Annotated in this window: 21 protein-coding genes; 8 read left to right on the plus strand and 13 right to left on the minus strand. The window is 62.7% G+C overall.

From position 1 onward, the window contains the following. Positions 1-7 precede the first annotated feature (7 nt). Positions 8-2,095, minus strand: coding sequence for a methyl-accepting chemotaxis protein (locus C5F53_RS01950; RefSeq protein WP_105259640.1), 2,088 nt, complete (start codon positions 2,093-2,095; stop codon positions 8-10). A 19-nt stretch (positions 2,096-2,114) separates the two neighbouring features. Beyond that, positions 2,115-2,627, minus strand: a complete 513-nt coding sequence (locus tag C5F53_RS01955; RefSeq protein ID WP_370446697.1) for a chemotaxis protein CheW — start codon at positions 2,625-2,627, stop codon at positions 2,115-2,117. A gap of 191 nt (positions 2,628-2,818) precedes the next feature. Between C5F53_RS01955 and C5F53_RS01960 the strand changes: the two genes are divergently transcribed. Further along, positions 2,819-4,387 (plus strand): wax ester/triacylglycerol synthase family O-acyltransferase, encoded by a 1,569-nt coding sequence (locus tag C5F53_RS01960; RefSeq protein ID WP_105259642.1) that lies wholly within the window; start codon positions 2,819-2,821, stop codon positions 4,385-4,387. A 10-nt stretch (positions 4,388-4,397) separates the two neighbouring features. Next, positions 4,398-5,189, plus strand: coding sequence for a triacylglycerol lipase (locus C5F53_RS01965; protein ID WP_105259643.1), 792 nt, complete (start codon positions 4,398-4,400; stop codon positions 5,187-5,189). A 148-nt stretch (positions 5,190-5,337) separates the two neighbouring features. Here the strand turns inward: C5F53_RS01965 and ppa are convergent, their stop codons facing one another. Further along, the gene (ppa, locus tag C5F53_RS01970; protein WP_105259644.1) at positions 5,338-5,874 is read right to left on the minus strand and encodes an inorganic diphosphatase; all 537 of its coding nucleotides are present in this window, start codon (positions 5,872-5,874) and stop codon (positions 5,338-5,340) included. A 225-nt stretch (positions 5,875-6,099) separates the two neighbouring features. On the opposite strand from ppa, the gene C5F53_RS01975 reads away from it, so the two are divergent. Both C5F53_RS01975 and C5F53_RS01980 read left to right on the plus strand, forming a co-directional pair. Continuing rightward, complete coding sequence (locus C5F53_RS01975; RefSeq protein WP_105259645.1) at positions 6,100-8,163, plus strand: sodium-translocating pyrophosphatase; 2,064 nt, start codon at positions 6,100-6,102, stop codon at positions 8,161-8,163. Between the two features lie 122 nt (positions 8,164-8,285). Beyond that, a complete protein-coding gene (locus tag C5F53_RS01980; RefSeq protein ID WP_105259646.1) occupies positions 8,286-8,924 on the plus strand; it encodes a response regulator transcription factor in 639 nt (212 codons plus the stop codon). On the opposite strand, the gene C5F53_RS01985 is transcribed toward C5F53_RS01980, so the two are convergent. The 3 genes from C5F53_RS01985 to C5F53_RS01995 are packed head-to-tail and all read right to left on the minus strand — an operon-like array spanning position 8,925 to position 13,702. Then, positions 8,925-10,868 (minus strand): ATP-binding protein, encoded by a 1,944-nt coding sequence (locus tag C5F53_RS01985; RefSeq protein ID WP_105259647.1) that lies wholly within the window; start codon positions 10,866-10,868, stop codon positions 8,925-8,927. It lies immediately after the preceding gene. Further along, a complete protein-coding gene (locus C5F53_RS01990; RefSeq protein ID WP_105259648.1) occupies positions 10,865-11,803 on the minus strand; it encodes an ABC transporter substrate-binding protein in 939 nt (312 codons plus the stop codon). The genes C5F53_RS01985 and C5F53_RS01990 overlap by 4 nt, the downstream gene beginning before the upstream one ends. Positions 11,804-11,806: 3 nt before the next feature. Then, complete coding sequence (locus tag C5F53_RS01995) at positions 11,807-13,702, minus strand: TonB-dependent siderophore receptor (RefSeq protein WP_161499867.1); 1,896 nt, start codon at positions 13,700-13,702, stop codon at positions 11,807-11,809. Positions 13,703-13,910: 208 nt separating this feature from the next. On the opposite strand from C5F53_RS01995, the gene moaA reads away from it, so the two are divergent. Further along, positions 13,911-14,999 carry a GTP 3',8-cyclase MoaA gene (moaA, locus tag C5F53_RS02000; protein WP_370446704.1) on the plus strand — a complete coding sequence of 363 codons (1,089 nt, stop codon included), beginning with the start codon at positions 13,911-13,913 and terminating at the stop codon, positions 14,997-14,999. After that, positions 14,992-15,639 (plus strand): molybdenum cofactor guanylyltransferase MobA, encoded by a 648-nt coding sequence (mobA, locus tag C5F53_RS02005; protein ID WP_105259651.1) that lies wholly within the window; start codon positions 14,992-14,994, stop codon positions 15,637-15,639. Before moaA ends, mobA begins: the two co-directional genes overlap by 8 nt. Before the next feature lies 1 nt (position 15,640). On the opposite strand, the gene C5F53_RS02010 is transcribed toward mobA, so the two are convergent. The 4 genes from C5F53_RS02010 to C5F53_RS02025 all read right to left on the minus strand — a co-directional run bounded on the left by C5F53_RS02010 (position 15,641) and on the right by C5F53_RS02025 (position 21,340). Further along, positions 15,641-18,691, minus strand: a complete 3,051-nt coding sequence (locus C5F53_RS02010; protein WP_105259652.1) for an efflux RND transporter permease subunit — start codon at positions 18,689-18,691, stop codon at positions 15,641-15,643. A 6-nt stretch (positions 18,692-18,697) separates the two neighbouring features. After that, a complete protein-coding gene (locus tag C5F53_RS02015; RefSeq protein ID WP_105259653.1) occupies positions 18,698-19,954 on the minus strand; it encodes an efflux RND transporter periplasmic adaptor subunit in 1,257 nt (418 codons plus the stop codon). Positions 19,955-20,076: 122 nt separating this feature from the next. Beyond that, the gene (rnhA, locus tag C5F53_RS02020; protein ID WP_105259654.1) at positions 20,077-20,529 is read right to left on the minus strand and encodes a ribonuclease HI; all 453 of its coding nucleotides are present in this window, start codon (positions 20,527-20,529) and stop codon (positions 20,077-20,079) included. Between the two features lie 25 nt (positions 20,530-20,554). Beyond that, positions 20,555-21,340 carry a class I SAM-dependent methyltransferase gene (locus tag C5F53_RS02025; RefSeq protein WP_236635177.1) on the minus strand — a complete coding sequence of 262 codons (786 nt, stop codon included), beginning with the start codon at positions 21,338-21,340 and terminating at the stop codon, positions 20,555-20,557. Between C5F53_RS02025 and gloB the strand changes: the two genes are divergently transcribed. Further along, entirely contained in the window at positions 21,339-22,109 is a 771-nt protein-coding gene (gene gloB / locus C5F53_RS02030; RefSeq protein ID WP_105259655.1) for a hydroxyacylglutathione hydrolase, read from the plus strand. The genes C5F53_RS02025 and gloB overlap by 2 nt on opposite strands. After that, positions 22,106-23,707 carry a transglycosylase SLT domain-containing protein gene (locus tag C5F53_RS02035; protein ID WP_105259656.1) on the plus strand — a complete coding sequence of 534 codons (1,602 nt, stop codon included), beginning with the start codon at positions 22,106-22,108 and terminating at the stop codon, positions 23,705-23,707. The genes gloB and C5F53_RS02035 overlap by 4 nt, the downstream gene beginning before the upstream one ends. A gap of 57 nt (positions 23,708-23,764) precedes the next feature. On the opposite strand, the gene C5F53_RS02040 is transcribed toward C5F53_RS02035, so the two are convergent. The 3 genes from C5F53_RS02040 to C5F53_RS02050 are packed head-to-tail and all read right to left on the minus strand — an operon-like array spanning position 23,765 to position 25,172. Continuing rightward, entirely contained in the window at positions 23,765-24,178 is a 414-nt protein-coding gene (locus C5F53_RS02040) for an MAPEG family protein (RefSeq protein WP_105260366.1), read from the minus strand. A 45-nt stretch (positions 24,179-24,223) separates the two neighbouring features. Further along, a complete protein-coding gene (gene recR, locus C5F53_RS02045) occupies positions 24,224-24,814 on the minus strand; it encodes a recombination mediator RecR (protein ID WP_105259657.1) in 591 nt (196 codons plus the stop codon). 25 nt (positions 24,815-24,839) lie between these two features. Further along, the gene (locus C5F53_RS02050) at positions 24,840-25,172 is read right to left on the minus strand and encodes a YbaB/EbfC family nucleoid-associated protein (RefSeq protein ID WP_105259658.1); all 333 of its coding nucleotides are present in this window, start codon (positions 25,170-25,172) and stop codon (positions 24,840-24,842) included. Position 25,173: the final 1 nt, after the last annotated feature.

Raw genomic sequence — 25,173 nt, forward strand, 5'->3', positions numbered from 1 at the left:
ACGCAGCTTAGAAGGTTTCCCAGTCGTCGTCCCCGCCGGCTGGGGTGACCTTGGTGCTGGTCTTGGGTACTACCGTGGTGGGGGCATGGGCCGCTGCAGCGGGCTGAACCTTGGGTTTGGCAGCAGGCGCCTTACCGGCGGGTGCATGGGCTGCGACGGGTTTGGCTGCAACTGGCTTGGTATCGCCACGGCGCTCGGGCCCCTTGAAGGCAGGCACCTTGGGCGCGTTGGATCGTACCTGGGCTTTGGGCAGATGTGCTACAGCATGGTGGCCAGCAGGCTCGTTGCCCAGCTTGAACACCGCCACCACCTGCACCAGGTCGTTGGCCTGGCTCTTCAGGCTGCTGGCCGCTGCTGCCATCTCCTCCACCAGCGCCGCGTTCTGCTGCGTGGCCTGGTCCATCTGGGTGACGGCTTCACCCACTTGGGCAACCCCACTGCTTTGTTCAGAGCTGGCCGCTGAGATTTCTCCCATGATGTCGGTCACACGGCGGATGCTGCTGACGACTTCGGTCATGGTGGTGCCCGCTTTGTCGACGAGGGCCGTGCCTTGCTCCACCCGCTCTACGCTGGTGCCAATCAAGGTTTTGATTTCTTTGGCGGCTTCGGCTGAGCGTCCTGCCAGGGATCGGACTTCGGAAGCGACGACGGCAAAGCCGCGTCCTTGCTCTCCCGCCCGGGCGGCTTCTACGGCGGCGTTCAGGGCCAGGATGTTAGTTTGGAAGGCGATGCCGTCGATGACGCTGATGATGTCGGCGATCTTGCGGGAGGATTCGTTGATGCCTTTCATGGTTTCCACGACTTGGCCGACGACTTCTCCACCCTGCACAGCCACCGTCGACGCGCTCATGGCGAGCTGGTTGGCTTCGCGGGCGGAGTCGGCGTTTTGCTTCACGGTGGAGCCGAGCTCCTCCATGCTGGCGGCCGTCTCTTCCAGCGCACTGGCCTGTTGTTCGGTGCGGGCACTCAGGTCGTTATTGCCCTGGGCGATCTCTGAACTGGCGTTGGCCACGCTGTCGGCGCTGGAGCGCACCTGGCGCAGCACGCCCTGGGTTTTCTCCACAAACTGGTTGAAGCCGGCGGCAATGGCGGCCAGCTCGTCATTGCCCGCCGTGGGTATGCGCTGGGTCAGGTCACCCTCGCCCGAGCCAATGTCCTGCATGGCGTTGCGCAGCACCACCAGCCGGCCCAGCAGCTGGGTCAGGAGGGCGCCAATTACCAGCACCGCAATCACAGCAATCGCCACGCTCCAAGCCGCGGCCGACCAGACCAGGGCCGTGACGCCCTGCATGGCTTCTGCGCGGTTCAGGGCCACCAGCAGGGTCCAGCTGGTACCGGAAATCGGCTGGGCATACACAAGGCGGGGTTCACCGCGCATCGTCACCTCGCGCAGGGTGCCGGCCTGAACCAGGGCGTCCAGACCATCGCCGCCCAGCTCGGGGGCGATCTCGGTGATGGGTTTCATGGCCAGTGCCGTGTCCTCGTGCACCACAATCTTGCCGTCCTTGCCGACGATGAGGCCGTAGGTGCCTGGCGTGGGCCGGATGGAGGCCACATTACGCACCACGCCGTCCATGAACACGTCCAGTGCAGTGACCGCACTCACCTGCGCACCGTCCTTCACCGCCGAGGCAAATGTAATTACCAGTTTCTTGGTGCCCGCATCCAGGTAAGGGTCGGTCACCACCGGGCCCGACTCCTTGGCCGCCAGCTGGTACCAGGGGCGCGAGGTGGGGTCGTAATCTGGCGGCAGCTCTTGCGGGCTGGAAAAGGCCGTGCGCTTGTCTGCAAAGCCGATGTAGGCGGTGTCCACATCCCCCGCAATCTTGGCCTGCTGGAGAAATTTGATGGGGTCCGCCTCGGGAATGGCGCCCGCAAACGAGATCACCACCTGCTTGCGCGAGGTCACCCAGTCCGCCACGCCCGCAGCGTGCGCGCGGGAGAGGGCCTTGGTCTGCTCCTCCAGAGACTGCAGCGCATGGCTGCGGGCCGTATAGACATTGGTAGCCGACAAAACCAGCAAGCCCGCGGCCACCAGCAGCCCCACGGTTGCCACAATTTTCCCGCGCAGGGAGGTCAAAAAACCAAGTGCCATCGTTTGTGCTCCAGTAAGTTCAGGTGGCCACTGCAACACCGATTTCGGCATTGCCCATCAACAATTCCATGTTCACCACAATCAGCATGCGCTCGCCCACATGGGCCAGCCCCAGGATAAAACGGGCGTCCAGCGCCGATTCGAATTGCGGCGTCGGCTTGATGGACTGGGCGTTCAGCGTCACCACATCCGACACGCCGTCCACCACCGCCCCCACCACACTGCCCCGCAGCTTGAGGATGATGACCACGGTGAAGTCGTTGTAAACAACGTGCGGCAAACGCAGCTTGAGGCGCAGATCCACAATGGGCACGATCACGCCGCGCAAATTGATCACACCTTTGACGAAACTGGGGGAATTCACCATGCTGATGGGCTGCTCGTAGGAGCGAATCTCCTGCACCCGCATGATGTCGATGGCGTACTCTTCAGTGCCCAGACGCAGGGTCAGGTACTGGCCGGAATCAGCATGGGCTGCGGCGCCCTGGGCAGGGCTGTGGTCCAGCATCGATGCGTTTCGTGGCACGTCCATAGGAACTCCTGATCAGGCCCGGCAAACGGGATTCCAACGCCTTGCAATTCATCATACACGCGCACCCCCGCTTCGGGAACCCGGCATTTGCAGTGTCAAAACGGGGCGTCCAGCTTGGGGCTGCGGCCCTTGGCAAACCCTAGCTGGCAGGCCCTGTGGGCACTGCTACCCTGTGCGCAGGAGACCCCACCATGAACACCTTGAGCGGCCTGGACGCCACCTTTTTGTACCTGGAGACGCCGCAGATGCCCATGCATGTGGGCTCCTTCTGTCTCTACGAACTGCCCGACACCCCGCGCTTCAGCCTGCACAAGGCCATCAGCGCCCACATTGGCCAGCGCCTGCACCTGGCCGCCGTGTTCACACGCAAGCTGGGGTTCATGCCGCTGGACCTGGGCCACCCGGTGTGGCTGCAGGCCGGTGAGGTGGACCTGGGCTTTCACATCCGCAAGGTCAAAGGCCGCGCCCTGCCGCTGGCGCAAGCCCAGACCCTGGCGGCCGAACTGCACAGCGGCCTGATCGACCGCAGCCGCCCGCTGTGGGAATTCCACGTCTTCGACCGCGTGTTGTGCCCCGACGGCACGGTCTGCGGTGCGCTCTACTCCAAGATCCACCACGCCACGCTGGATGGCAAAAGCGGCACCATCCTGACGCAGGCCATGATGGACGTGGGCCCCACGCCGCGCGCCGTGCCGCCACCCGACGAGAAGCCACGCAAGGCGCAAAGCCTCAAAGTCGGCCAGATGCTCGGCGCCGTGTTTTCCAACTCGCTGGCCCAGTACGCCAAGCTGGCCCGCGCCCTGCCCCAGGCCGCACAGGCCCTGGGCAGCACCGTGGCACGGCAAAGCCTGCAGGGCAAGGGCAGTGGGCTGCGTCCCAAGTCGCCCTTTACGCTGGCCCCCATGACCGACTTCAACGTGGCGGTGGGCACGGCACGCAGTTTTGGCACGGCCAGCATTCCGTTTGAAGACTGCCGCGCCATGGCGCAGGCCGCAGGTGGCTCGTTCAACGACATTGTGTTGTGGATTTGCGCCACCGCGCTGCGCAGCTACTTGGCCCAGCACGGCAGCATTCCGCGCAAACCCCTGCTGGCCGCCATGCCGGTGAGCCTGCGCGAAGAGGGCAATACCGACTACAGCACCCAGGCCTCCATGACCGTGGTGGCACTGGGCACGCACCTGGCCCAGCCACTCAAGCGCCTGCAGGCCATCATGGACTCCACGGCCAAGGTCAAAACCGCCATGGTGCAGCTCAAAGGCATGCTGCCCACCGACTACCCCTCGCTGTTGGCGCCGTGGATTGTGGGCGGCGTGGCCAAGGCCGCGTTCAAAACCTACAGCGCCACCGGCCTCTCACACCGCCTGCCCATGGTGGCCAACCTGGTCATCAGCAATGTGCCGGGCCCACGCGTGCCGCTGTACCTGGCCGGTGCACGCATGCAGACCTTCCACCCCATGTCCATCGTGGTGCACGGTATTGCCCTCAACATCACGGTGCAGACCTATGCCGGCAGCGTGGACTTTGGGGTGATTGCCGACGCCCAGGCGGTACCCCAGGTGCAAGACCTGACGCAGGCCCTGGTGGCCGCGTTTGAAGAAGGCCGCACCCTGCTGGGCGCAGCACCGGCCGCAGCACCAGTCGCCAGGGCGACAAAAAAACAGAGTGGCCCAACTAAAGCCACCGCACCACGGTGGGGCACGGCCGCAAAAGCTGCTACTGTGAAATCCCCTTCAAAAAAACAGCCTGCAAAACGGGCCTGAAATACGTCGTATGGCCAAAGCGCGTGCCCCCAAGGGCGATCACCACCCTGCCCCCAATGCCTGGCTCATGGCCCTGGAACTGCGCGCCCCCTGGGAGCTGTGGTCGGTGCTGCCCAGCTGGCCGGCACTGGCCAAGGCGCCGGTGGGCGATGGGCACCCGGTCATTGTGTTCCCCGGCCTCTCGGCCAGCGACGGCTCCACGCTGCCACTGCGGGCCTACCTCAACAACCTGGGCTACGACATCTCGGGCTGGAACCAGGGCTACAATTTTGGCCCGCGCGCCGGCGTGCTGGAAACCGCCAAACGCCAGGTGCAAGAGACGGCCGAGGCCAGCGGCGAGGCCGTGAGCCTGGTGGGCTGGAGCCTGGGCGGCGTCTACGCGCGCGAGCTGGCCAAGGAGCTGCCCCAGCATGTCCGCAGTGTCATCACGCTGGGCACGCCCTTTGCGGGTTCGCACAAAAGCACCAATGCCTGGCGCCTGTACGAACTCACCAGTGGCCGCAGCATTGCGCAGGAAGTCGAGAACTTCGACCTGCCGGCAGCGCCGCCGGTGCCCACCACCTCCATCTACTCGCGCACCGACGGTGTAGTGGCTTGGCCCGCCAGCCTGCAGGCGCCCAGCCAGGCCAACCCGCACACCGAAAACGTGGAAGTATTTGCCAGCCACATTGGCTTGGGACTGAACCCCAGCGCCTGGTGGGTGGTAGCCGACAGGCTGGCCCAAACCCCGGACACCTGGAAGCCGTTTGAACGCACGGGCAAGCTGCAGCAGTGGGTGTTTCCCGACCCCACACGGCCCTGAGCGTTGCCGGGGCGCGCAGTTTCAGCGGGCCACAAACACCAAGAGCGCTGCCCCTTACGGGAAAGCGCTCTTCTTTTGATAGCTGCTTGCGCAGTATCTACGCGGGCTAGAGGCCTATTTGACCTCTAAAACCCCGTCGCAGGCCGGTTCAGGCTTGCTGCTTGTTGTAGTTGGCAATGCCGTCCATGATTTCCTTCTGCGCGGACTCTGGGCCTTCCCAGCCTTGCACCTTGACCCACTTGCCTTCTTCCAGATCCTTGTAGTGTTCAAAGAAGTGGGCAATGGTCTTCAAGCGGAAGGGGTTCAGGTCTTCCGGCTTCTTCCACTGGCTGTACAGCGACAAAATCTTGTCCACGGGCACGGCCAACACCTTGCCGTCTTCACCGGCTTCGTCGGTCATCTTCAGGATGCCGATGGCGCGGCAAGTCACCACCACACCGGGGATCAGGGGCACGGGGGTGATCACCAACACGTCCACGGGGTCGCCATCACCAGAGATGGTCTTGGGCACATAACCGTAGTTGGTGGGGTAGTGCATGGCGGTGCTCATGAAGCGGTCCACAAAAATGGCGCCAGAGTCCTTGTCCACTTCGTACTTCACCGGGTCGGCGTTCATGGGGATTTCGATGATGACGTTGAACGCCTCAGGGACTTTGCTGCCAGGGGTGACTTTGTCGAGGGACATGGAGTTCTCTTAGTGAAGTTAAAACAGAAACCTAGGGATTAACCCGGATTTTACTGACTACACACTTTCGTTTTTCACGTGCTGTCTTCAAAGCACGCTACATTCGGCCCGTTGGCCAATCATCTCCCCTTGCTTTGTAGGGTTGGAGCACTGAGGAAGCAACGCAGCGGGGGCCTCGCTAGCGTTGCTCCCATCTTTGCGAAACAACCATAGAGGAGTATTTCTATGACGGGCAACACAGCGCTGTTTCTGGCGCTTGGCTGTGGTCTCATTGCCGTGGTGTACGGTGTGTGGGCACGCAGCTGGATCCTTTCCCAAGACGCCGGCAATGCGCGCATGCAAGAGATTGCAGCCGCCATCCAGACCGGCGCCGCCGCCTACCTTTCTCGCCAGTACAAGACCATCGCCATCGTGGGCGTGATCCTGACCATCCTGATTGGTATTTTTCTCGATCCCCTCAGTGCCGTGGGCTTTGTAGTCGGTGCGGTGCTCTCGGGTGCTTGCGGCTTCATCGGCATGAACGTGTCGGTGCGCGCCAACGTGCGCACCGCACAAGCGGCCACCAAGGGCATTGGCCCCGCGCTGGATGTCGCCTTCCGCGGCGGCGCCATCACCGGCATGCTGGTGGTGGGCCTGGGTCTGCTGGGTGTCACTGGTTTTTACTGGTACCTGGTACCGGACGGTGTGGTAACCGCCGCCAAACTCAACCCGTTGATCGGTTTTGCCTTTGGCTCCTCGCTGATCTCCATCTTCGCCCGCCTGGGCGGTGGCATTTTCACCAAGGGCGCCGACGTGGGTGCCGACTTGGTGGGCAAGGTGGAAGCCGGCATTCCCGAGGATGACCCGCGCAACCCTGCCGTGATCGCCGACAACGTGGGCGACAACGTGGGCGACTGCGCTGGCATGGCCGCCGACCTGTTTGAAACCTATGCGGTGACCCTGATCGCCACTATGGTTTTAGGAGCACTTCTCGCAAGTACAGCGGGGGCTACCGCCGTTTTATACCCTCTGGCGCTCGGTGCGGTGTCGATTGTGGCGTCCATCATTGGCTGCTTCTTCGTCAAGGCCTCACCCGGTATGAAGAATGTGATGCCTGCGCTGTACAAGGGTCTGGCCATTGCCGGCGTGTTGTCGCTGATTGCGTTTTACTTTGTGACGCAGTCCATGTTCCCCGCCGCCATCACCTTGACGGACGGCCACGTCTTGTCCGCCAGCAGCCTGTTTGGCGCCTGCACCGTGGGCCTGGTGCTAACGGGTGCGTTGGTCTGGATCACCGAGTACTACACCGGCACACAGTACGCACCGGTGCAGCACATCGCCCAGGCTTCGACCACTGGCCACGGCACCAACATCATTGCCGGTCTGGGGGTGTCCATGCGCTCCACCGCATGGCCGGTGATTTTTGTTTGTATGGCGATCTACAGTGCCTTTAGTCTGGGCGGCCTGTACGGCATCGCCATCGCCGCCACCTCCATGCTGAGCATGGCCGGTATTGTGGTGGCGTTGGACGCCTACGGCCCCATCACCGACAACGCCGGTGGCATTGCCGAAATGGCGGAACTGCCCGCCAGTGTGCGCGACATCACCGACCCGCTGGATGCCGTGGGCAACACCACCAAGGCCGTGACCAAAGGCTACGCCATCGGCTCTGCCGGCCTGGCCGCGCTGGTGCTGTTTGCCGACTACACCCACAAGCTGGACGCGTTTGGCAAACACATTACCTTCGACCTGAGCGACCCCATGGTCATCATCGGTCTGTTCATCGGTGGCCTGATTCCCTACCTGTTTGGTGCCATGGCGATGGAGGCCGTAGGCCGCGCGGCGGGCTCGGTGGTGGTGGAAGTACGCCGCCAGTTCAAGGAGATCAAGGGCATCATGGATGGCACGGGCAAGCCCGAGTACGACACCGCGGTGGATATGCTGACCACGGCTGCGATCAAGGAAATGATGATTCCGTCGCTGCTGCCGGTGGTGGTGCCCATTGTGGTCGGCTTGGCCCTGGGCCCCGCCGCACTGGGCGGCCTGCTGATGGGCACCATCGTGACCGGTCTGTTTGTGGCCATCTCCATGTGCACCGGTGGCGGCGCCTGGGACAACGCCAAGAAGTACATCGAAGACGGCCACCACGGCGGCAAGGGTTCCGAAACCCACAAGGCCGCGGTCACCGGTGACACCGTGGGCGACCCTTACAAAGACACGGCCGGCCCAGCCGTCAACCCGCTGATCAAGATCATCAACATCGTGGCGCTGCTCATCGTGCCGCTGATGATGAAGATCCACGGCGGCTGAGTTCTCCCCGCTTGCCACACAGGCCCGCCTCGGTGGGCCTTTTGCATGGTGGCTGGCAGTTGCCGCTTTGCGCTACCATGCTGCCACAGGCGCGTCTTGCGCCCCTCTCTTGAAGCAAGCCCGTGAAAATACTTGTGATTGACGACCACGCCCTGGTGCGCGAAGGCCTGCACCAGGTGCTCAAGGGTCTGGATGAAAACGTCTCTGTGCTGCAGGCAGGTACCTGCGAGCAGGCGTTTGCCTTGGCAGAAAACCATGCCGATATTGACTTGGTGCTGCTGGACTACCACCTGCCCGACATGACGGGCCTGCAAGCCCTGGATGTGTTTGGCAAAAAACACCCCGAACTCCCCATCGTCATGTTGTCGGGCTCGGCCAATGTGCAAATCATGCGCCAGGTGCTGCAGTCCGGTGCGTCGGGTTTCGTCACCAAATCCAGCCTCAGCGACGAACTGCTGCACGCGGTGCGCCTGGTGCTCAATGGCGACGTCTATTCGCCCTCCGAGCTGGGCAGCGACTTTGGCGCTCTGTCGTTTGACGGCGCCAATGCCAAACCCCCACTCACGCAGCGCCAGGAGCTGGTGTTGCGCGAGTTGCTCGATGGTCGGTCGAACCGGGAGATTGGCAGCTCCCTCAATGTGTCAGAAGAAACCGTCAAGACCCACGTCGCCTCCATCCTGCGCTATTTTGATGTGCAGAACCGCACCCAGGCTGTTGTCGCAGCCGCACGCTGCGGCTACCGCCCCACCTCGGCAGCCTAACTAAAGCTCAGCGGAGTCTTCCACTTCGGCCGCCATGGCCGAGCGGCGCAAGAAGCTGCGCAGCTTGGCTGGGCGCACCGGTTTATGCAGCAGTGTTAAACCCGCATCCTTGGCCGCCTGAATCAGGCCAGCGTCCGTGTCACCACTCATCAGGCAGGCCGGGATCTCACGCCGCGCATGGGCACGCACCATGGCAATCACATCCAGGCCATTGCGCGCCTCTCCCAGGCGAAAGTCGCTGAGCACCACATCAGGCGCCGCATAAGCGTTCACAAAGTCCAGCGCCTGGGCCACAGTAGCCGCCGCATTCACCACACAGCCCCAAGAGCTCAGCAAGTCACGGATCGCCTCCAGCGCAAAACCATCGTCTTCAATCACCAGCACGCGCATACCCTCCACACCGCCCAGACCCTGGGGCTCGATGGGAAGCAGGGCCGTAGAGGCCTCCACCGCCTGCGCCACGGGCAGGTGGATGGAAAAACGCGTGCCACAGCCCAGTGCCGAGCGCAGCGTGATGCGGTGGCCCAGCAGCTGGGCGGTACGCTCCACAATGTTCAGGCCCAGGCCTAGACCCTGTGCCCGGTCCCGCCCCGAGTTGCCCACTTGGTAAAACTCCCGGAAGATGTCTTCTTGGTGGGCGGGCGAAATACCAATGCCACTGTCTGCCACATCCAGGCGCACCTTGCGGCCACCATCCACACGCCGGCAGACAATCATCACCGTGCCCCGCTCGGTGTAGCGAATCGCGTTGTTAGCGAGGTTCATCACCATGCGCTGCAGGAGCACGGGGTCCGTCATGGCCCAGTACGGGCTGGGGCGTATGCGCAAGCGCAGCCCCTTGCTCTCCGCCAACGGTTGCAGGGCCCTGCGCAGGCTGTGGAACAGCTCCCCCATATTCACCGCACCAACCTGCACCTGCACCGCACCAGCGTCCAGGCGAGACACATCGAGCAGGCCATCGAGCAAATCTTGCATGGACTGCACCGAGGCCTCCAGGCTGGCCACCAGTTGGCGCGTCTGGGCGTCCAGGGGCAACTGCCCGAGCCGAGCCACAAACATGCCCAGGGCGTGGGTGGGCTGGCGCAGGTCATGGCTGGCCGCGGCCAGAAAGCGTGACTTTGCCAGGGTGGCCGTCTCAGCCTCTTCCTTCTTGATTCGCAGCTCGCGCGTGGCGGACTCCACCCGGAACTCCATCTCCTCGCGTCCCCAGGCCAGACGCTGGGCCATCTGGTTCAAACGGGTCTGCAGGTCGTAGAGCGGGTCCGTCGGGCGCGACTCGGAGCTCGGCGTCAGGTCGCCCTCACCAATGCGTTCGATCATGCGGGACACGCGCAGCACCGGTCGCACCACGCCCTCTCCCATCCGGGTGGCCAAAATGCCGCCCAGCACCAGGCCCGCCAAGCCAATACCCAAGGCCAGAACCAGCAACTCGCGTTCACGCGTTACCAAGCGAACACGGGAAACCTCCAGCACCACGTGGCCAAACGCCTCCGGTGCGGCCCCCTGCGCGCCGGGAGAAGGGGAAAACAAATCATCAATAGCCACATTGCCCGAGGTCACATCTTCCACCACCACATCGATGCTAGCGTTGCGCTGGTACTGGGCGTAAGCCGGACTACTGGCCTCTTTAAAACCGTTGTAATGCAGTGCCCCGGAGCTGGCCAGCATGCGTCCATCCATGTCAAACACGGCCACCGAGCGGACATCGGGTTCGCGCTGCAACCCGGCCAAAACCGCCTGCAGGGCGGCCACGTTGCCCGAAAAAATACCGTACTCGCTGGCCAGCGCTACTTGGCGCGCCATCAGGCGTGTGCGCAGGCCATGGGATTCATCCAGGTCCGAGACGCGGCTGGTCCAGAACACCGCAACCAGCGCCAGCACCACCAGGGTGACCGGCACCAGCGCCGCCGCCAACATGCGTGTGCGAATACCAGGAAACATCATGGGCGCCTCTCCATCCGGTGCATGCGTTCATTCAGGGTGGCCTCATCCAGAACCATTCCCAGCGAGCGGGCCACGTGTTCATTCACCGCGACGCTGAATTCCAGCGGGTATTGCGATGCAGGTACAGCCCCCCCCTGCAGCACAGTACGCGCCAGTGCACCCGCTTGCACGCCAATCTGGCGCGGCGTGCTGTACACCGCCAGCATGGCGCCCGCTTTTACATAGGCCGGCGAAAACGCCACCATCGGAACACGGGCGCGGTAAGTGGCCAGCAAGATATTGGAAATGGTGGCGCCGTTGTAGACCTGTGGGTCCGCCACGGCCAACAAAACATCCGCACCATCCAGCACCGTTTTCAGGCCGGCAAATAGGCTGGTCGAGGTCGGGACCACACCAGCCACCAGCTCAACCCCCCGTGCTTGTGCCGCGGCCTGCAGATTCGCCTGTTGCAACAGCGACTCCTGCCCCCACAAGACCCCCACGCGTTTGACATCGGGCAGAGCCTGGTGCATCAGGTCCAACTGTCGGCCAAACGGCTGGTCCAGGTACACCGCCACCACGGGTGCCGCTGTTTTGCCCGTGCTCTCCCGCAGCAAACGTTCGAAACCCAGGCGAGGAATCAGGGCCGACACCACGGGCGGTCGCCCTTCGCGTGCCAGGGCACGGGCCAGCGCATCCGAGCCCAAGGTAATCCAGACCTTGGCACCCTGTGTGGCACCCAACTCTCCCGGGGTGAGTTCAGGTACATACAGCAAGGCAATATCCGTACGACGCACACCCAGGCGCACCAACTCCGACACAGCCGCCTGGCTCGCGTCGGTGTAGCTGGGGCTGCGTTCGCTGCTGAGAACCAGCACCTCTGCGGCCAAGGCGAGGCCCGCGCCCCACAGCGCCCAGCCGACCAGGATGCCACGCAGCGCGATCACCAAGCCCATGCCTTAGTAGTCCACCCGCAGGGAGACAAAGGCCCTGCGGTCAAACAAAAACTTGCGATCACCATCACGGTAAGGTTGGTCCAGGTTCTGCACCGTAAACGCCAGCTCTGCCTTCTGTTTGCCCAGGCGCAAGGCCTTGGCAAGACGCACATCGGTGCGTGCCACCGCATAACGCTGGTTGTTGCCAGACATCAAACCAATGTCTTCCGACTGCTGGTGCATGAGTGACACCATGACCCCGGCGGGCAGCGTGTGCATCAGTGCCAACGAGGCGGCATAACGCGCAGCCGCGTGCGAAGTCTTAAAGCGGGTGCTATCGGCTATGTCAGTCCAGGTCTGGGTGAAGAAAACCTGGGTGTCCAAAGCGGGCCGCCATTGCACCTGGTACTCCGCACCAGTGATGTTGACGTTCTCGATATTCTGGTATTCCTCGGGACTGAGGTTCGCGGGGCGTTCAATACCGTCAGTAATACGCTCCTCGAACAGGCGAATATCACCAGACCAGATGTTGTGGTTCAGGGAGAAGTTGTATCCCAGCTCTCGCGTGTAGATTTTCTCGGGCCCCACCGTGCCATTGCTCTTCACCGTGGTGATGGGGTTCTGCCCATTCACATCGTAGTAGCGCACTGAAGCGTATTTTTCGTAAGCACTGGGGGGACGAAAGGCGCTGCTCACGCCCGCCCGCAAGGTATGCCCTGCGGCGGCATGCCAATTGAGCATCAGGCGCGGTGAGACCGTATCTCCGCCCATATTGCTATGTTCGACCATCGCGCCTGCATTGAGCACCCACTGGGGATCTAGGCGCCACTCCACATTGCCAAACAGCCGTGAAAAATGGGATACGACTTGCCCACGCAGGTCGAAGCTGGACGCCGAACTGACAGCTTCACGGCGCAACTCGGCGCCCCACACTGCACGCAGTACTGCAGACGCGCGAACGGTGTGCTGCAGGGTCAGGGCATCGTTGATTTCCTGCGCGCTAAAGTCAACAGGAATGCCAAAGTAGTTCACACCCGCCGCGTTGCTAAGGTAGGGAAAGTTGTCGCGATGCGTGTTTTCCGTGTGGGAATAACTCCACAGCAGGTCTTGGTCTTCTCCCATCGGGGTATGCCAATCGGCCTGCAAGAACTGCGAACCCAAAAACCGCATGCGCGCCGCATTGCCCGCATCACCTTCGGTACCGCGCCCCGCGTCTATGCCCAGTGCCCCCACACGCACATCCACATCGGCTCCCGCATCCAGGTCAAAGGCAGCAGACGCATTCAACCGCGACACCCGATTGCGTCCATAAGCGCCCCGCAAGCCCTGGTCACCGCGGCTGTCCATGCTGATGCGGTAGGCCGCGCCCGGCCCTCCCCAGCCCACACTGCCTCCCGCATCGGCCACTCCGTTGTCACCGGTCGCCAATGAAAAACTGCTACCCACTGTCTCGCGCACATCACGGGACACAATATTGACCACGCCGAGGAATGCACGGGCGCCATAGGCCGCTGAGTTGGAGCCCCGCAGGACCTCGATCCGCGCGATGTCATCCAGGGCCAGGGTTTGCAAACCCAGACCCGCCGAACCCTGCAGATGACCGGAGTACACGGAACGCCCATCCACCAGGACCTGGATACGGTTGGCCCAGTCGTCGCTGCGCCCATGGTAGGAGGCCAAAGGCGCATCAGACTCGAACGACGTAGTGGTCTGAAACCCGGGCACCATGCGCAAAAGATCGGCCACATCCCGAGCGCCGGACATACGGATGAATGGACGGTCCAGAATGGTCACCGCCCCTGGCGCTTCGTCCAACGGCTGGGCCAATCGAGATACCGATAGGACCACAGGCACCTCGCCCAAAAAGTCGCGCTCGCTCACCGCGCTAGCCGAAGAACCACTTTGGGCTCGGGCCGTCACGCAGGCAAGTGTTAACAATAGGGGTAAAAGTTTGGAGGACATGGTTTCTTCTCCAACGACAGACTATGTGTTCTTGTAGTGCCTGATTTTGCCCTGCGATTCGCCCCTCGCCGCAGAAGCGTGGACAATAGTGCGCATGGCAGAACCCGGCAATTTGCGCATCGTACCCTTGGTAGACCAACGCTCCCGCTCCATCGCTGTCGCCAGCATGGCACCCGACCCGCGTGCAACCTGGCCCGAAGAGGCCGGTTTGACAGATGTGCTTGGCCGCCCGCTGCGGGATTTGCGCATCAGCGTGACCGACCGCTGCAACTTCCGCTGCAGCTACTGCATGCCCAAGGAGGTGTTCGACAAGGACTACCAGTACCTGCCGCAGACCGCCCTGTTGAACTTTGAAGAAATTACCCGGTTGGCGCGCCAGTTTGTCGCCCAAGGCGTGCGCAAGATACGCCTCACCGGCGGTGAACCCTTGCTGCGCAAGAACATCGAGGTTTTGGTCGCGCAGTTGTCGACCCTGCGCACACCCGATGGCCTGCCACTGGACCTGACCCTGACCACCAATGGCTCCCTGCTAGCCAAAAAAGCGCGCGCACTCAAAGATGCAGGGCTCCAGCGCCTGACGGTCAGTTTGGATGGACTGGACGACGCCGTCTTCCGCAGCATGAACGATGTGGATTTTCCGGTCGAAGACGTGCTGCGTGGCATCGACGCCGCGCAGGCCGCGGGCCTGGGACCGATCAAGGTGAACATGGTGGTCAAACGGGGCACCAACGAACAGCAGATACTGCCCATGGCCAGGCACTTCAAGGGCACGGGCATCGTACTGCGTTTCATTGAATACATGGATGTAGGCGCCACCAATGGCTGGTGCATGGACGAGGTGATGCCCTCGGCCGACGTGGTCCGCCTGCTGCAAACCGAATGGCCCCTGGTGGCCCTGGAACACGCCAGCGCGGGAGAAACCGCACAACGCTGGGGATACGCGGACGCCACAGGACGGCATGACACCGAGGCGGGAGAAGTTGGTGTGATCAGCAGCGTCACCCAGGCCTTTTGCGGTGACTGCAACCGGGCCCGACTCTCCACCGAAGGGCAGTTGTACCTGTGCCTGTTCGCCAGCCAGGGCTACGACTTGCGCAGCCTGCTGCGCAGCGGCAATGACGATGCACCACTGGCTGCCGCGATTCGCCAGATCTGGCACCAGCGCAGCGAACAGTATTCAGCCTTGCGCAGCGCCCTGCCCGCTGACGCTGCGTCTGCGGTGCGCCGGGTGGAGATGAGTTACATCGGTGGCTGAATTCAGCCAAGCACCTGCTGCCAGCCCCGCCAACACCTTGTGCGTGGTTTTGGCAGGTGGCCAGGGCCAGCGCATGGGCGGCGTGGACAAGGGGCTGCAGCTCTACCAAAACCAAGCACTGGTCGCCTGGAGTCTGGCCCGCCTGCGGGCGCAAAGCTGGGGAGTTGCGCAGCACATCGGCATCAGTGCCAATCGCAACCTGGAAAAATACGCGGCACTGGGTTACCCCGTCTGGGCAGATGTACGTCCCGGTTACGACGGTCCGCTGCAAGGTGTTATGGCATCCCTGCAACACGCCAACAGCTGGCCAGTGCCGCTCCATTACGTGCTTTTGGTGCCGTGCGACACGCCACACTTGCCACTGGATCTGGCCCTGCGCTTGTCGAGCGCATTAGCGGCCACACCAGCCCGCTTGGCGGCCGCGCGCGCAAACGCACGCACCCACCCATTGGCCTGCCTGCTGTCTCTCCATGTGATGCCGGAACTAGGTCGCTACCTGGACAGCGGGCAACGCAAAGTGCAGACGTGGATGGAGGCCTGCGGAGTGCAGTGGGTAGACTTTGACACACCGGCCTATGCGGCCAATGCGTTTGACAACTTGAACAACCTGGCGGACCTGGCCGCCAGGCCCCCTCCCTAGTTCAGACCGGGTCTTTTTTAGCGCCTGGTGCGTGTTTGCGGGCCAGCAGGGTGTACATGGTGGGAACCACAAACACCGTCAACAAGGTCCCCACCGACATGCCCCCGACGATCACCCAGCCAATCTGCTGACGGCTCTCAGCCCCTGCGCCCGAGGCCAAGGCCAGTGGAATCGCGCCCAGCACCATGGCACCAGTGGTCATCAAAATCGGGCGAATGCGCTGGGCGGCGGACTGCTGAATCGCCTGCAGCGTCTGCATGCCCTGCTCGCGCAACTGGTTAGCAAACTCCACCATCAAAATGCCGTGTTTGGTAATCAGACCCACCAGGGTGATGAGGCCAATCTGGCTGAACACATTCAAGGTGCCCCCGGACCACTTGAGCGCCACCAATGCACCCGCCATGGACAGCGGTACGCTTAGCATGATGACAAGTGGGTCCACAAAACTCTCGAACTGCGCGGCCAGCACCAGAAAAATGAACACCAAGGCCAGCAAAAACACCAGCGTCAACGAATCCGAGGACTTGCGGAACTCGCGGCTAGAACCGTTTACATCGGTGGCGTAACCCGGCTTGAGCACCTTCTTGGCGGTAGCGTCCAGAAAATCCAGTGCTTCGCCCAAAGAGTAGTCAGGCGACAGGTTGGCCGTGACTGTGGCCGAACGACGCTGGCCAAAGTGGTTCAACTCCCGCGGAACCACCACCTCCTTGATTTTGACCAAGGCAGACAGGGGCACCATGGCATCCCCCTTGGCACGCACAAAAATGTTCTCGATGTCATCGGGTGTGTCCCGCCCGGCCGACGCGGTACGCACCACCACATCGTATTGTTCACCGTCACGTTTGTAGCGGGTCACATTGCGTCCCCCCAGCACGGTTTCAATAGAACGTGCAATCACGTCCACGCCCACGCCCATGTCGGCGGCACGCTCCCGGTCCACTTCCAGGCGGAATTCGGGTTTGTTGAGGCGTAGATCGGTGTCCACCTGCAGGAAACCCGGGTTTTTGGCCAATTCATCCTGAAACGCACGCACAGCCTGCGACAGGTTCTGGTAACTCTCGGAGGTGATGATCACAAAATTCACGGGGCGCTGGGTAAAACCCTGGCCCAACGAGGGGGGTGTGATCGGGAAGGCCGTGACGCCCGGCATGCCCGCCACCCGGGGTGTCATTTCACGCGCCATCTCGATCGTGGTGCGCTTGCGCTCTTCCCACGGTACGGCCCGGAAAAACACATTGCCCTGGGCCACCGTGGGGCTGCCTATGTTGGCAAAAATGCGGTCAAACTCCGGAAAATTCTCACCCACCTTCTCGATGGAGCGCGCGTAACGGTTGGTGTAGTCCAGCGTGGCGCCATCAGGCGCGTTGATCTGCGCGAGCACCACGCCCCGGTCTTCCATGGGCGACAGTTCGCGCTTGATGGAACCCATGACCGACCAGGTGACCGCACCGCTGCCCACCATGACCAGCACCACCAGCCAACGGTGGCGCAAGGTCCAAGCCAGTACCGCGCTGTACGCGTTGGTAAAAGACACCAACGCATGCTCCATGCCACGGTCAAACCAGCTGGGGCGCGGGTTGTGGCGCAGCAGCACCGAAGACATCATGGGCGACAGCGTGAGCGCCACCAGGCCTGACACCAGCACCGCGCCCGCCAAGGCCAGAGCAAACTCGGTGAACAGGCGCCCGGTACGGCCCGGCGCAAAGGCCAGAGGCACATACACCGCCACCAGCGTCAGTGTCATGGCCACAATCGCAAAGCCCACCTCCCGTGCGCCCTGGATGGCAGCCTGAAACGGCGGCACCCCATCCTCGATGTGCCGGTAGATGTTCTCCAGCATCACGATGGCATCGTCCACCACCAGACCAATGGCCAGCACCAGGGCCAGCAGCGTCAGGGTGTTGATACTGAAGCCTGCCAACGCCATCAGGGCAAACGCCCCAATCAGCGCGACGGGAATGGTGACGAGTGGAATGATGGCAGCGCGCAAGGTGCGCAGGAAAACAAAAATCACCAGCGCCACCAACACCGAGGCCTCCACAATGGTCTGGTACACGGCCTTGATGGAGCGGTCGATAAAGACCGAGTTGTCATTGGCAATCTCCACCACCACCCCCGGTGGCAGGTCCTTCTGGATCTTGTCCATCAGGGCGCGTACGCCCGCAGACAAATCCAGCGGATTGGCCGTCGCCTGGCGGATCACCCCCACGCCAATGGCGTCCTTGCCATTGAGGCGCACACTGGACCGTTCCTCTGCCGGCCCCTGGGCCACGCGTGCCACATCGGCAATACGCACCGGAAACCCGTTCACCGTTTTGACAATCACTTGCGAGAACTCACCAGGCCGGCTCAAATCGGTCGCCGCGGTGACGTTGAATTCGCGCAAGTTGCTTTCAATACGCCCGGCGGGTACTTCAAGATTGGAGCGACGCAAGGCGTCTTCCACATCCTGGATCGTCAAGCGAAATGCAGCCAGCTTGGCCGGGTCCAGGGAGATTTGCATGGAAAACTTGCGTTCTCCCGAAATCGTGACATCTGCGGCTCCGGGCGCTGTCTGCAAGATGGGCTTGACCAGGGTGTTGGCCATCTCGGACAGCTGCAGGGCGTTGTGCGTGTCCGAGCTCAGCGACAAAAAAATCACCGGGAATGCATCGGCCTCGACCTTGGCAATCACCGGTTCGTCAATACCCTGTGGCAGGCGCTGGCGCACGCGAGAGGTTTTGTCCCGCACATCGGCCGCTGCCGAGTCAGCGTCGCGCGACAGTGCAAAACGGATGGAAATCTGGCTGCGTTCCTGGCGGCTGCTGGAGGTAATGACATCCACCCCCTCAATGCCGGCCAATGAATCTTCCAGCACCTTGGTGACCTGCGCTTCCACCACCTCACTAGAGGCACCGGCAAAACGCGTGGTCACGGTGACCACAGGCTCATCAATCTTGGGGTACTCCCGGACCGACAGCCCGGTGAAGGACACCGCGCCGACCAACATGATGAGCAGGGACAGCACGGTCGCAAAGACCGGCCGGCGGATGGAGGTTTCGGCCAATTGCATGGTGTATCAGCCTCCGGAAGCGCGCGCAGCAGGCGCGCTGGCGGGAGCAGATGCGGCAGAGGCCGGGCCTGCAGCAGGCGCACGCCCCAACTCCACAATGCGCACGGCCGTACCGTCGCGCTGCAAACGCTGCTGGCCAGCAACCACAATGGTCTGGCCTTCACTCAAGCCTTCACTCACCTCGACCTTGCCCTGGCGGCGCACGCCCAGTTTCACTTCCTGCCGTTTGGAGACCCACTCCGTGTCAGGCGGCAGATTGGCCGCCGATGGCATTTCCGAGGGCGCCACCACCAGCACCACAAACTGCTTGCCACCTTGGGGAACCAGGGCTTCTTCCGGCACCACCAGCGCTGCGGTGTTGACCCCAAAAATGGCGGTCACGCGGGCAAACATGCCGGGCCGCAACGGAGCACCACCACCCGCACCCGCGGGTTCTCCACCGTTGTTGGGCAACACTGCGCGCACCCCGACCGAACGGCCATTGGCATCCAGCAAAGGGTCTACCGCCTCAATACGCGCCTTGAAAGCGCGGCCGGGAAAAGCATCCAGGGCCAGCTCCACCACCAGACCAGGGCGCAGCTTGCGTTGGTAACGTTCGGGCAGGCGAAAGTCCACCAGCATGCTGCCCGTGTCTTCAAGGTTGATAAGGTCCGCACCGTCCTTGACATAGTCGCCTACGTTCACGGCACGCAAGCCCACCGTGCCATCAAACGGCGCCACGATGGCCATGCGCCCCAAACGGGCCTGGGCCAGCGAGAGCTGTGCCTGCACCACTTGCACATTGGCAGCACTCTCGTCCAGCACCCGCTGGGCCACAAAATTCTGCGCCACCAGCTCCTGGTTGCGCTTGAAGTTGGCCTCGGCAATAGACAGCTGCGCCTGCGCCTGGCTCAGCTCGGCGCGTTGCAGGGTGTCGTCCAGCTGCACCAGCAATTGCCCCCTGCGCACCGTCGCACCGTCTTTGAAACCCAGGGTTTTGACCCGGCCGGCCACCTCCGGCCGCACCATCACACTCTGGCGTGAACGCAAAGACCCGACCGACTGGGCGTCGTCCTGCAAAGTGATGCGGGCCACCTTGGCCACCTCCACCCCAGCGGGCCGTGCTGGTGCGGCAGCAGGTGACTTGCCCGCCGGCTGTGCGCTGGCATTGCCCGCCAAAACTTCTTTGGGGCCCTGGGGCTTGGACTGGTGCCACCACGCCGCACCGGACAGGGCCGCGATACCCACAATTGCGACCGCAGAATAAACAGCTTTAGATGCCATAGGAAGAAATCGGTGGAGTGGGTTGTAAACAGACGAATCGTCAATGGTAGCGTCGGTGCATGACACTGGGCGTGGACCGACGCAAGCCCCGTGCCTGCGCACAGGAATTCAAGCCCACGGCGCTAGCCGCGCCCCAACACCTTATCCACCCCTTGGTTGGCCAGCGCATCCGCACGCTCATTGCCGGGGTCACCGGCATGGCCCTTCACCCAGCGCCAGTCGATGGTGTGGCCTGATGTACTCACCAGCTGGTCCAACTGCTGCCACAAATCCACGTTTTTGACCGGCTGCTTGGCCGCCGTCTTCCATCCTTTGGCTTTCCAGCCCACCAACCATTCGGTAATGCCCTTGAGCACATACTGGCTGTCCAAATGCAACACCACCGCGCAAGGGCGCTTGAGTGCCGCCAGGGCCTGGATCACGGCCATCATTTCCATACGGTTGTTGGTCGTGCCCAACTCTCCGCCAAACAGCTCTTTTTCGCTCCCGTCGGGAGACCGCAACAACACCCCCCAGCCACCGGGCCCGGGGTTGCCCTTGCAGGCGCCATCGGTATAAATCACCACTGAATTCATGCTCTGAGTCACTTTCCTGATACTTTCATTCTTGCGCATAACCATTGGGCTGGCTGCGCTGCGCAACCGGGACCGAAGCACCTGCGCGCGCCGGCACCGCCTTCCAGGCTGGGCCCAGCAAACGCATGCCCCGCACCCGCTTTACTGCCACCACAAAATAGGCGGCGCCGACAATCGGCCACCAACGCGGCCCCGCACGGTCCATCCAGGCCCAGCGCTCCAGCCACTTCTCACTGCGCACCGCAGGACGGTAACAGCCAAAACGCCCCTCTTCCACTTCAAAGCTCAACAAACGCAACCAATCCCGCAAGCGCCAGTAGCCGATGAACTCCCCGCAATCGGGCAAATACAAGTCACCCATGCCCAACCGCTGGAGGGCACGGGCGCGGCGCTGCCGCAGCCCCCACAGGCTGGCCGGGTTCAGACCGCAAATCACCACGCGCCCTTCGGGTACCAGCACCCGCTCCACCTCGCGCAGGGTGGCATGGGGATCGGCACTGAGCTCCAGTGTGTGGGGCAAGACCACCAAATCCAGGCTGCAGGCCGAAAAAGGCAAAGCGGCGTAGTCGGTCACCAACGCAGTGCGCAGCGCAGAAGCGCCTGGCACGGGCTCGGGCGTAGGCATACCCAGCCACTGGTGGGGCATGCGGTTGGCCCGCAGGCCATGCAACTGCGGCACCCCCAGTTGCAACGCGTGGTAACCAAAGATGTCGGCCACCGCGGACTGCAGCTGCACATCTTCCCAGCGCAACAGGTACTGGCCCGCCGGCGTTTGGAACCAGTCGTGCAAACCTATAATTTGTTCGCTCATGACGTTAATACCGCTACCCGCGTTTTCAGACAACTATGTCTGGATGTTGCACGATGGACGAGAAGCACTGGTGGTGGACCCGGGAGACGCTGCGCCTGTATTGCAGGCCCTGCAGCGGGAAGGCGTTGAACTGCGCAGCATTCTAGTCACCCACCACCATGCCGACCACACGGGAGGCGTGGACATTCTGCGCAACACCACAGGTGCCCAGGTCTGGGGCCCCGCCCAGGAAACCATTCCAACGCCTTACCAGCCCCTGGTGCAGGGCCAGCAGGTCCACCGCCTGGGCTTGGCCTTTGAGGTGATGGACGTACCGGGCCACACCGCCGGCCATATTGCTTTCTACACCGCAGACATGGACGGCGCACCCCTGCTGTTTTGCGGCGACACCCTTTTCAGCGCGGGCTGCGGCCGCCTGTTTGAAGGCACGCCCGCCCAGATGGAGGATTCCCTGGACCGGCTAGCCGCCCTGCCCGCCACCACCCGGGTATGCTGCACCCATGAGTACACCCTGAGCAATCTGCGCTTCGCACTGGCCGTGGACCCGGACAACGCCGACTTGTTGGCCTACCAGGCCCATTGCCAGGCACTGCGCGACCAAGATTTGCCCACCTTGCCGTCTTCGATAGACTTGGAGCGGCGCATCAACCCTTTTTTGCGCGCATCTGCGCCCCCCATCCTGGCTGCCCTGCGTCAATTTGACGCGCCCGGACTGGCCCGCGATGGAGCCTTTGCCACGCTGCGGCGTTGGAAGAACGATTACCGATGAAATTTCTGAAAATCACCAGCCTGTTGGCCATGGCCCTGCTGACTGCTTGCGCCAGCACGCCACAACCCGTTAACAGCAGCGTTGAGGCGACCGGCACAACAACCACAACCAGCAGCACAAGCCCCGCACCAGCAGACAACCTGAACCTGCAAACCAGCCGGGAGCTGCAACGCAAGGCGCCCGTGAAACCGAGCGCGCCAGAGCGCAGCACCAACACGGGCCCATTGAGCAATATTGACGCCCAGTCGCTGCCCTCGCGTACCGTGGTCGCCCTGGCCCCGCCAGCCGACCTGTGGGAACGTATTCGCCGGGGCTACGGCATGCCCGACCTGGACACCGAGCTGGTGCGTGACCGGGAGCAGTGGTATAGCAGCCGCCCCGATTACATCTTCCGCATGACGGAGCGCTCCAAAAAGTACCTGTTCCACATTGTTGAAGAATTGGAGTTGCGCGGCATGCCGACCGAACTGGCCTTGCTGCCGTTCATCGAGAGCGCCTTCAACCCCCAGGCGGTGTCGAGCGCCAAGGCGGCCGGCATGTGGCAGTTCATGCCCGCCACCGGCAAGTACTTCGAACTCAAACAAAACGCGTTCCGCGATGATCGCCGCGACGTACTCGCCTCCACCCGTGCCGCACTGGACTACCTGCAAAAGCTGCACGGCATGTTTGGCAACTGGCATCTGGCCCTGGCGGCCTACAACTGGGGGGAAGGCAGCGTGGGGCGCGCCATTGCCAAAAACAAACGCGCGGGCCAGGCCACTACCTACCAGGACCTGGGCATGCCTATGGAAACGCGGTTTTACGTGCCCAAGTTGCAAGCGGTCAAAAACATCGTCTCCAACCCGGCCCAGTTCAATTCCAAGTTACCCCTGATTGAAAACCACCCCTACTTCCAGACGGTCACCATCCAGCGCGACATTGACCTGACCCTGGCCGCCAAGCTGGCCGAAGTGGACCTGGCCGACTTCAAGGCTTTGAACCCGTCCATCAACCGCCCCGTCATCCTGGCCGCGGGCACACCACAAATCCTGCTGCCCTGGGACAACGCCGAAGTGTTTCAGTCCAACCTGGAGGCCTATGGCAGCAACCGCCTGGCCAGCTGGACCGCCTGGGTCGCCCCCACCACCCTGCGCCCGGCCGATGTGGCCAAGCGGGTAGGCATGTCCGAGAGCGAGCTGCGCAGCATCAACAACATCCCTGCCCGCGTCGTCATTCGTGCGGGCTCCACGCTGCTGGTGCCCCGTAGCGCACACATGGCCGATGTGACAGAAAAAGTGGCTGACAACGGCCAGCTCACGCTAGCCCCCGAAGTCGCCCTGCGCCGCTCCAACGTGCGGGCCACCAAGGGCGACAACGTGGCCAGCATCGCGCGCAAGTACAAGGTCAGTGCGGCCTCGGTGGCCGAATGGAACAAGGTCAGTGCCAGTGCCAGCTTCAAGGCTGGTCAGCAGGTGGTATTGTTCTTGCCGGCCAAGGCACGCAGCAAAACCAGCACCGCCAAAACCCGTGGCAAAACCACCATTGCCAAAGCGCCCGCCAAAGGCAAAACCGTGGCAGCCAAACCGCGCAGCACGGCCACCAAAGTGGCCAAAAAGTAAGCCGACGCGCGCCGCGTACGCTCAGGCGCAGCCAGGCCGGCCGGCCGAGCCGGCCTGTTAGCGGTAGCCGACCAACAAGATGGCGATATTGCTGGCCAGGCCCAGGCTCCAGACAACGGAGCGGGCCGTGCCCAAACCGGCCACATACATCATGATGTAGAGCATGCGCAGCACGATGAACAGGAAGGCCAGAATGTCCAGCCGTGCCTGGTGCGCGCCAAGCTGGTGGGCAATGATGACCGCACCAATAAAAAACGGCAGCGCCTCAAAACTGTTGGCCTGCGCCCCGTTGGCGCGGGCACGCCAGTCGGTCTGGCGCGCCAGCCATTCGCGCGGATTCACATTGTCGTAACCGCCCTCGCGGCGCGGCACATTGACGCGGCCCCACTTGGCCAGTCCGGCACAGGCAATAGGCAACAACGCGGCAATCAGCACGCACCAATAAGCAACAGTGAAATGGGGGTATTGCATGAACAAATTACTTTCAAAAATCAGCCCGGACCGGCGCAGCACACGTTAGCGGCGGTCGACCAGGGCATGGGCAATCGTGCCCAGATCCACATACTCCAGCTCGCTGCCCACGGGCACACCGCGCGCCAGGCGCGTAGGCTTGAGCCCCCGCGCCTTGAGCCCTTCAGCAATCACATAGGCGGTAGCCTCGCCTTCGGCCGTGAAGTTGGTGGCCAGAATCACTTCCTGCACCAGACCATCACAGGCACGCTCAAACAACTTCTTCAAACCCAGGTCGTGCGGCCCCACGCCGTCCAGCGGACTGAGCTTGCCCATGAGCACGAAGTACAGGCCCTTGTAAGCGCCCGTGCGCTCCATGGCGGCCTGGTCGGCTGGGGTCTCCACCACACACAGCTGGCTGTGGTCGCGCCGCGGGTCCAGGCAGGAAGCACATACCGCCTGCTCGGTGAAGGTGTGGCAGCGTTCGCAGTGGTGCACCTGGGTGCTGGCTTGTTGCAAGGCCTGTGCCAGCAGCTGGGCACCGGGACGGTCATGCTGCAGCAGGTGGAAAGCCATGCGCTGGGCCGACTTCACCCCCACGCCCGGCAGGCGTTTGAGCGCCTGGACCAGGGCGTCTAAGGCGTTGGTATCGGACACAGGGTACGAAGCAGCGTGGCGGCGTTCAGAACGGAAACTTCATGCCACCGGGCAAACCTGGCATGCCGGCGGTGAGCTTGCCCATTTTTTCGGTCGAAGTCTCTTCAGCCTTGCGCACGGCGGCGTTGAAGGCGGCGGCCACCAGGTCCTCCAACATGTCCTTGTCATCGGCCAGCAGGCTGGGGTCGATGGTGATACGTTTGACATCATGTTTGCAGGTCATGGTGACTTTCACCAGCCCGGCGCCGGACTCGCCCGTCACCTCGATATTGCCCAGCTCGTCCTGGGCTTTTTTCATGTTGTCCTGCATCGCCTGGGCTTGTTTCATCAGGCCTGCGAGTTGTCCTTTGTTGAACATG

This window comes from Rhodoferax sp. TS-BS-61-7 (genome assembly GCF_002943465.1).
Lineage (GTDB): Bacteria > Pseudomonadota > Gammaproteobacteria > Burkholderiales > Burkholderiaceae_C > Allorhodoferax.

Coding starts and splice junctions, on each gene's coding strand:
- C5F53_RS01965 (WP_105259643.1), top strand. CDS start 4,398: ATGGCCAAAGCGCGTGCCCCCAAGGGCGATCACCACCCTGCCCCCAAT.
- ppa (WP_105259644.1), bottom strand. CDS start 5,874: ATGTCCCTCGACAAAGTCACCCCTGGCAGCAAAGTCCCTGAGGCGTTC.
- C5F53_RS02015 (WP_105259653.1), bottom strand. CDS start 19,954: ATGGCATCTAAAGCTGTTTATTCTGCGGTCGCAATTGTGGGTATCGCG.
- C5F53_RS01960 (WP_105259642.1), top strand. CDS start 2,819: ATGAACACCTTGAGCGGCCTGGACGCCACCTTTTTGTACCTGGAGACG.
- C5F53_RS02050 (WP_105259658.1), bottom strand. CDS start 25,172: ATGTTCAACAAAGGACAACTCGCAGGCCTGATGAAACAAGCCCAGGCG.
- C5F53_RS01955 (WP_370446697.1), bottom strand. CDS start 2,627: ATGGACGTGCCACGAAACGCATCGATGCTGGACCACAGCCCTGCCCAG.
- moaA (WP_370446704.1), top strand. CDS start 13,911: ATGGCACCCGACCCGCGTGCAACCTGGCCCGAAGAGGCCGGTTTGACA.
- C5F53_RS01985 (WP_105259647.1), bottom strand. CDS start 10,868: ATGATGTTTCCTGGTATTCGCACACGCATGTTGGCGGCGGCGCTGGTG.
- gloB (WP_105259655.1), top strand. CDS start 21,339: ATGACGTTAATACCGCTACCCGCGTTTTCAGACAACTATGTCTGGATG.
- C5F53_RS02025 (WP_236635177.1), bottom strand. CDS start 21,340: ATGAGCGAACAAATTATAGGTTTGCACGACTGGTTCCAAACGCCGGCG.
- C5F53_RS02040 (WP_105260366.1), bottom strand. CDS start 24,178: ATGCAATACCCCCATTTCACTGTTGCTTATTGGTGCGTGCTGATTGCC.
- C5F53_RS01990 (WP_105259648.1), bottom strand. CDS start 11,803: ATGGGCTTGGTGATCGCGCTGCGTGGCATCCTGGTCGGCTGGGCGCTG.
- rnhA (WP_105259654.1), bottom strand. CDS start 20,529: ATGAATTCAGTGGTGATTTATACCGATGGCGCCTGCAAGGGCAACCCC.
- C5F53_RS01975 (WP_105259645.1), top strand. CDS start 6,100: ATGACGGGCAACACAGCGCTGTTTCTGGCGCTTGGCTGTGGTCTCATT.
- C5F53_RS01950 (WP_105259640.1), bottom strand. CDS start 2,095: ATGGCACTTGGTTTTTTGACCTCCCTGCGCGGGAAAATTGTGGCAACC.
- C5F53_RS02010 (WP_105259652.1), bottom strand. CDS start 18,691: ATGCAATTGGCCGAAACCTCCATCCGCCGGCCGGTCTTTGCGACCGTG.
- C5F53_RS02035 (WP_105259656.1), top strand. CDS start 22,106: ATGAAATTTCTGAAAATCACCAGCCTGTTGGCCATGGCCCTGCTGACT.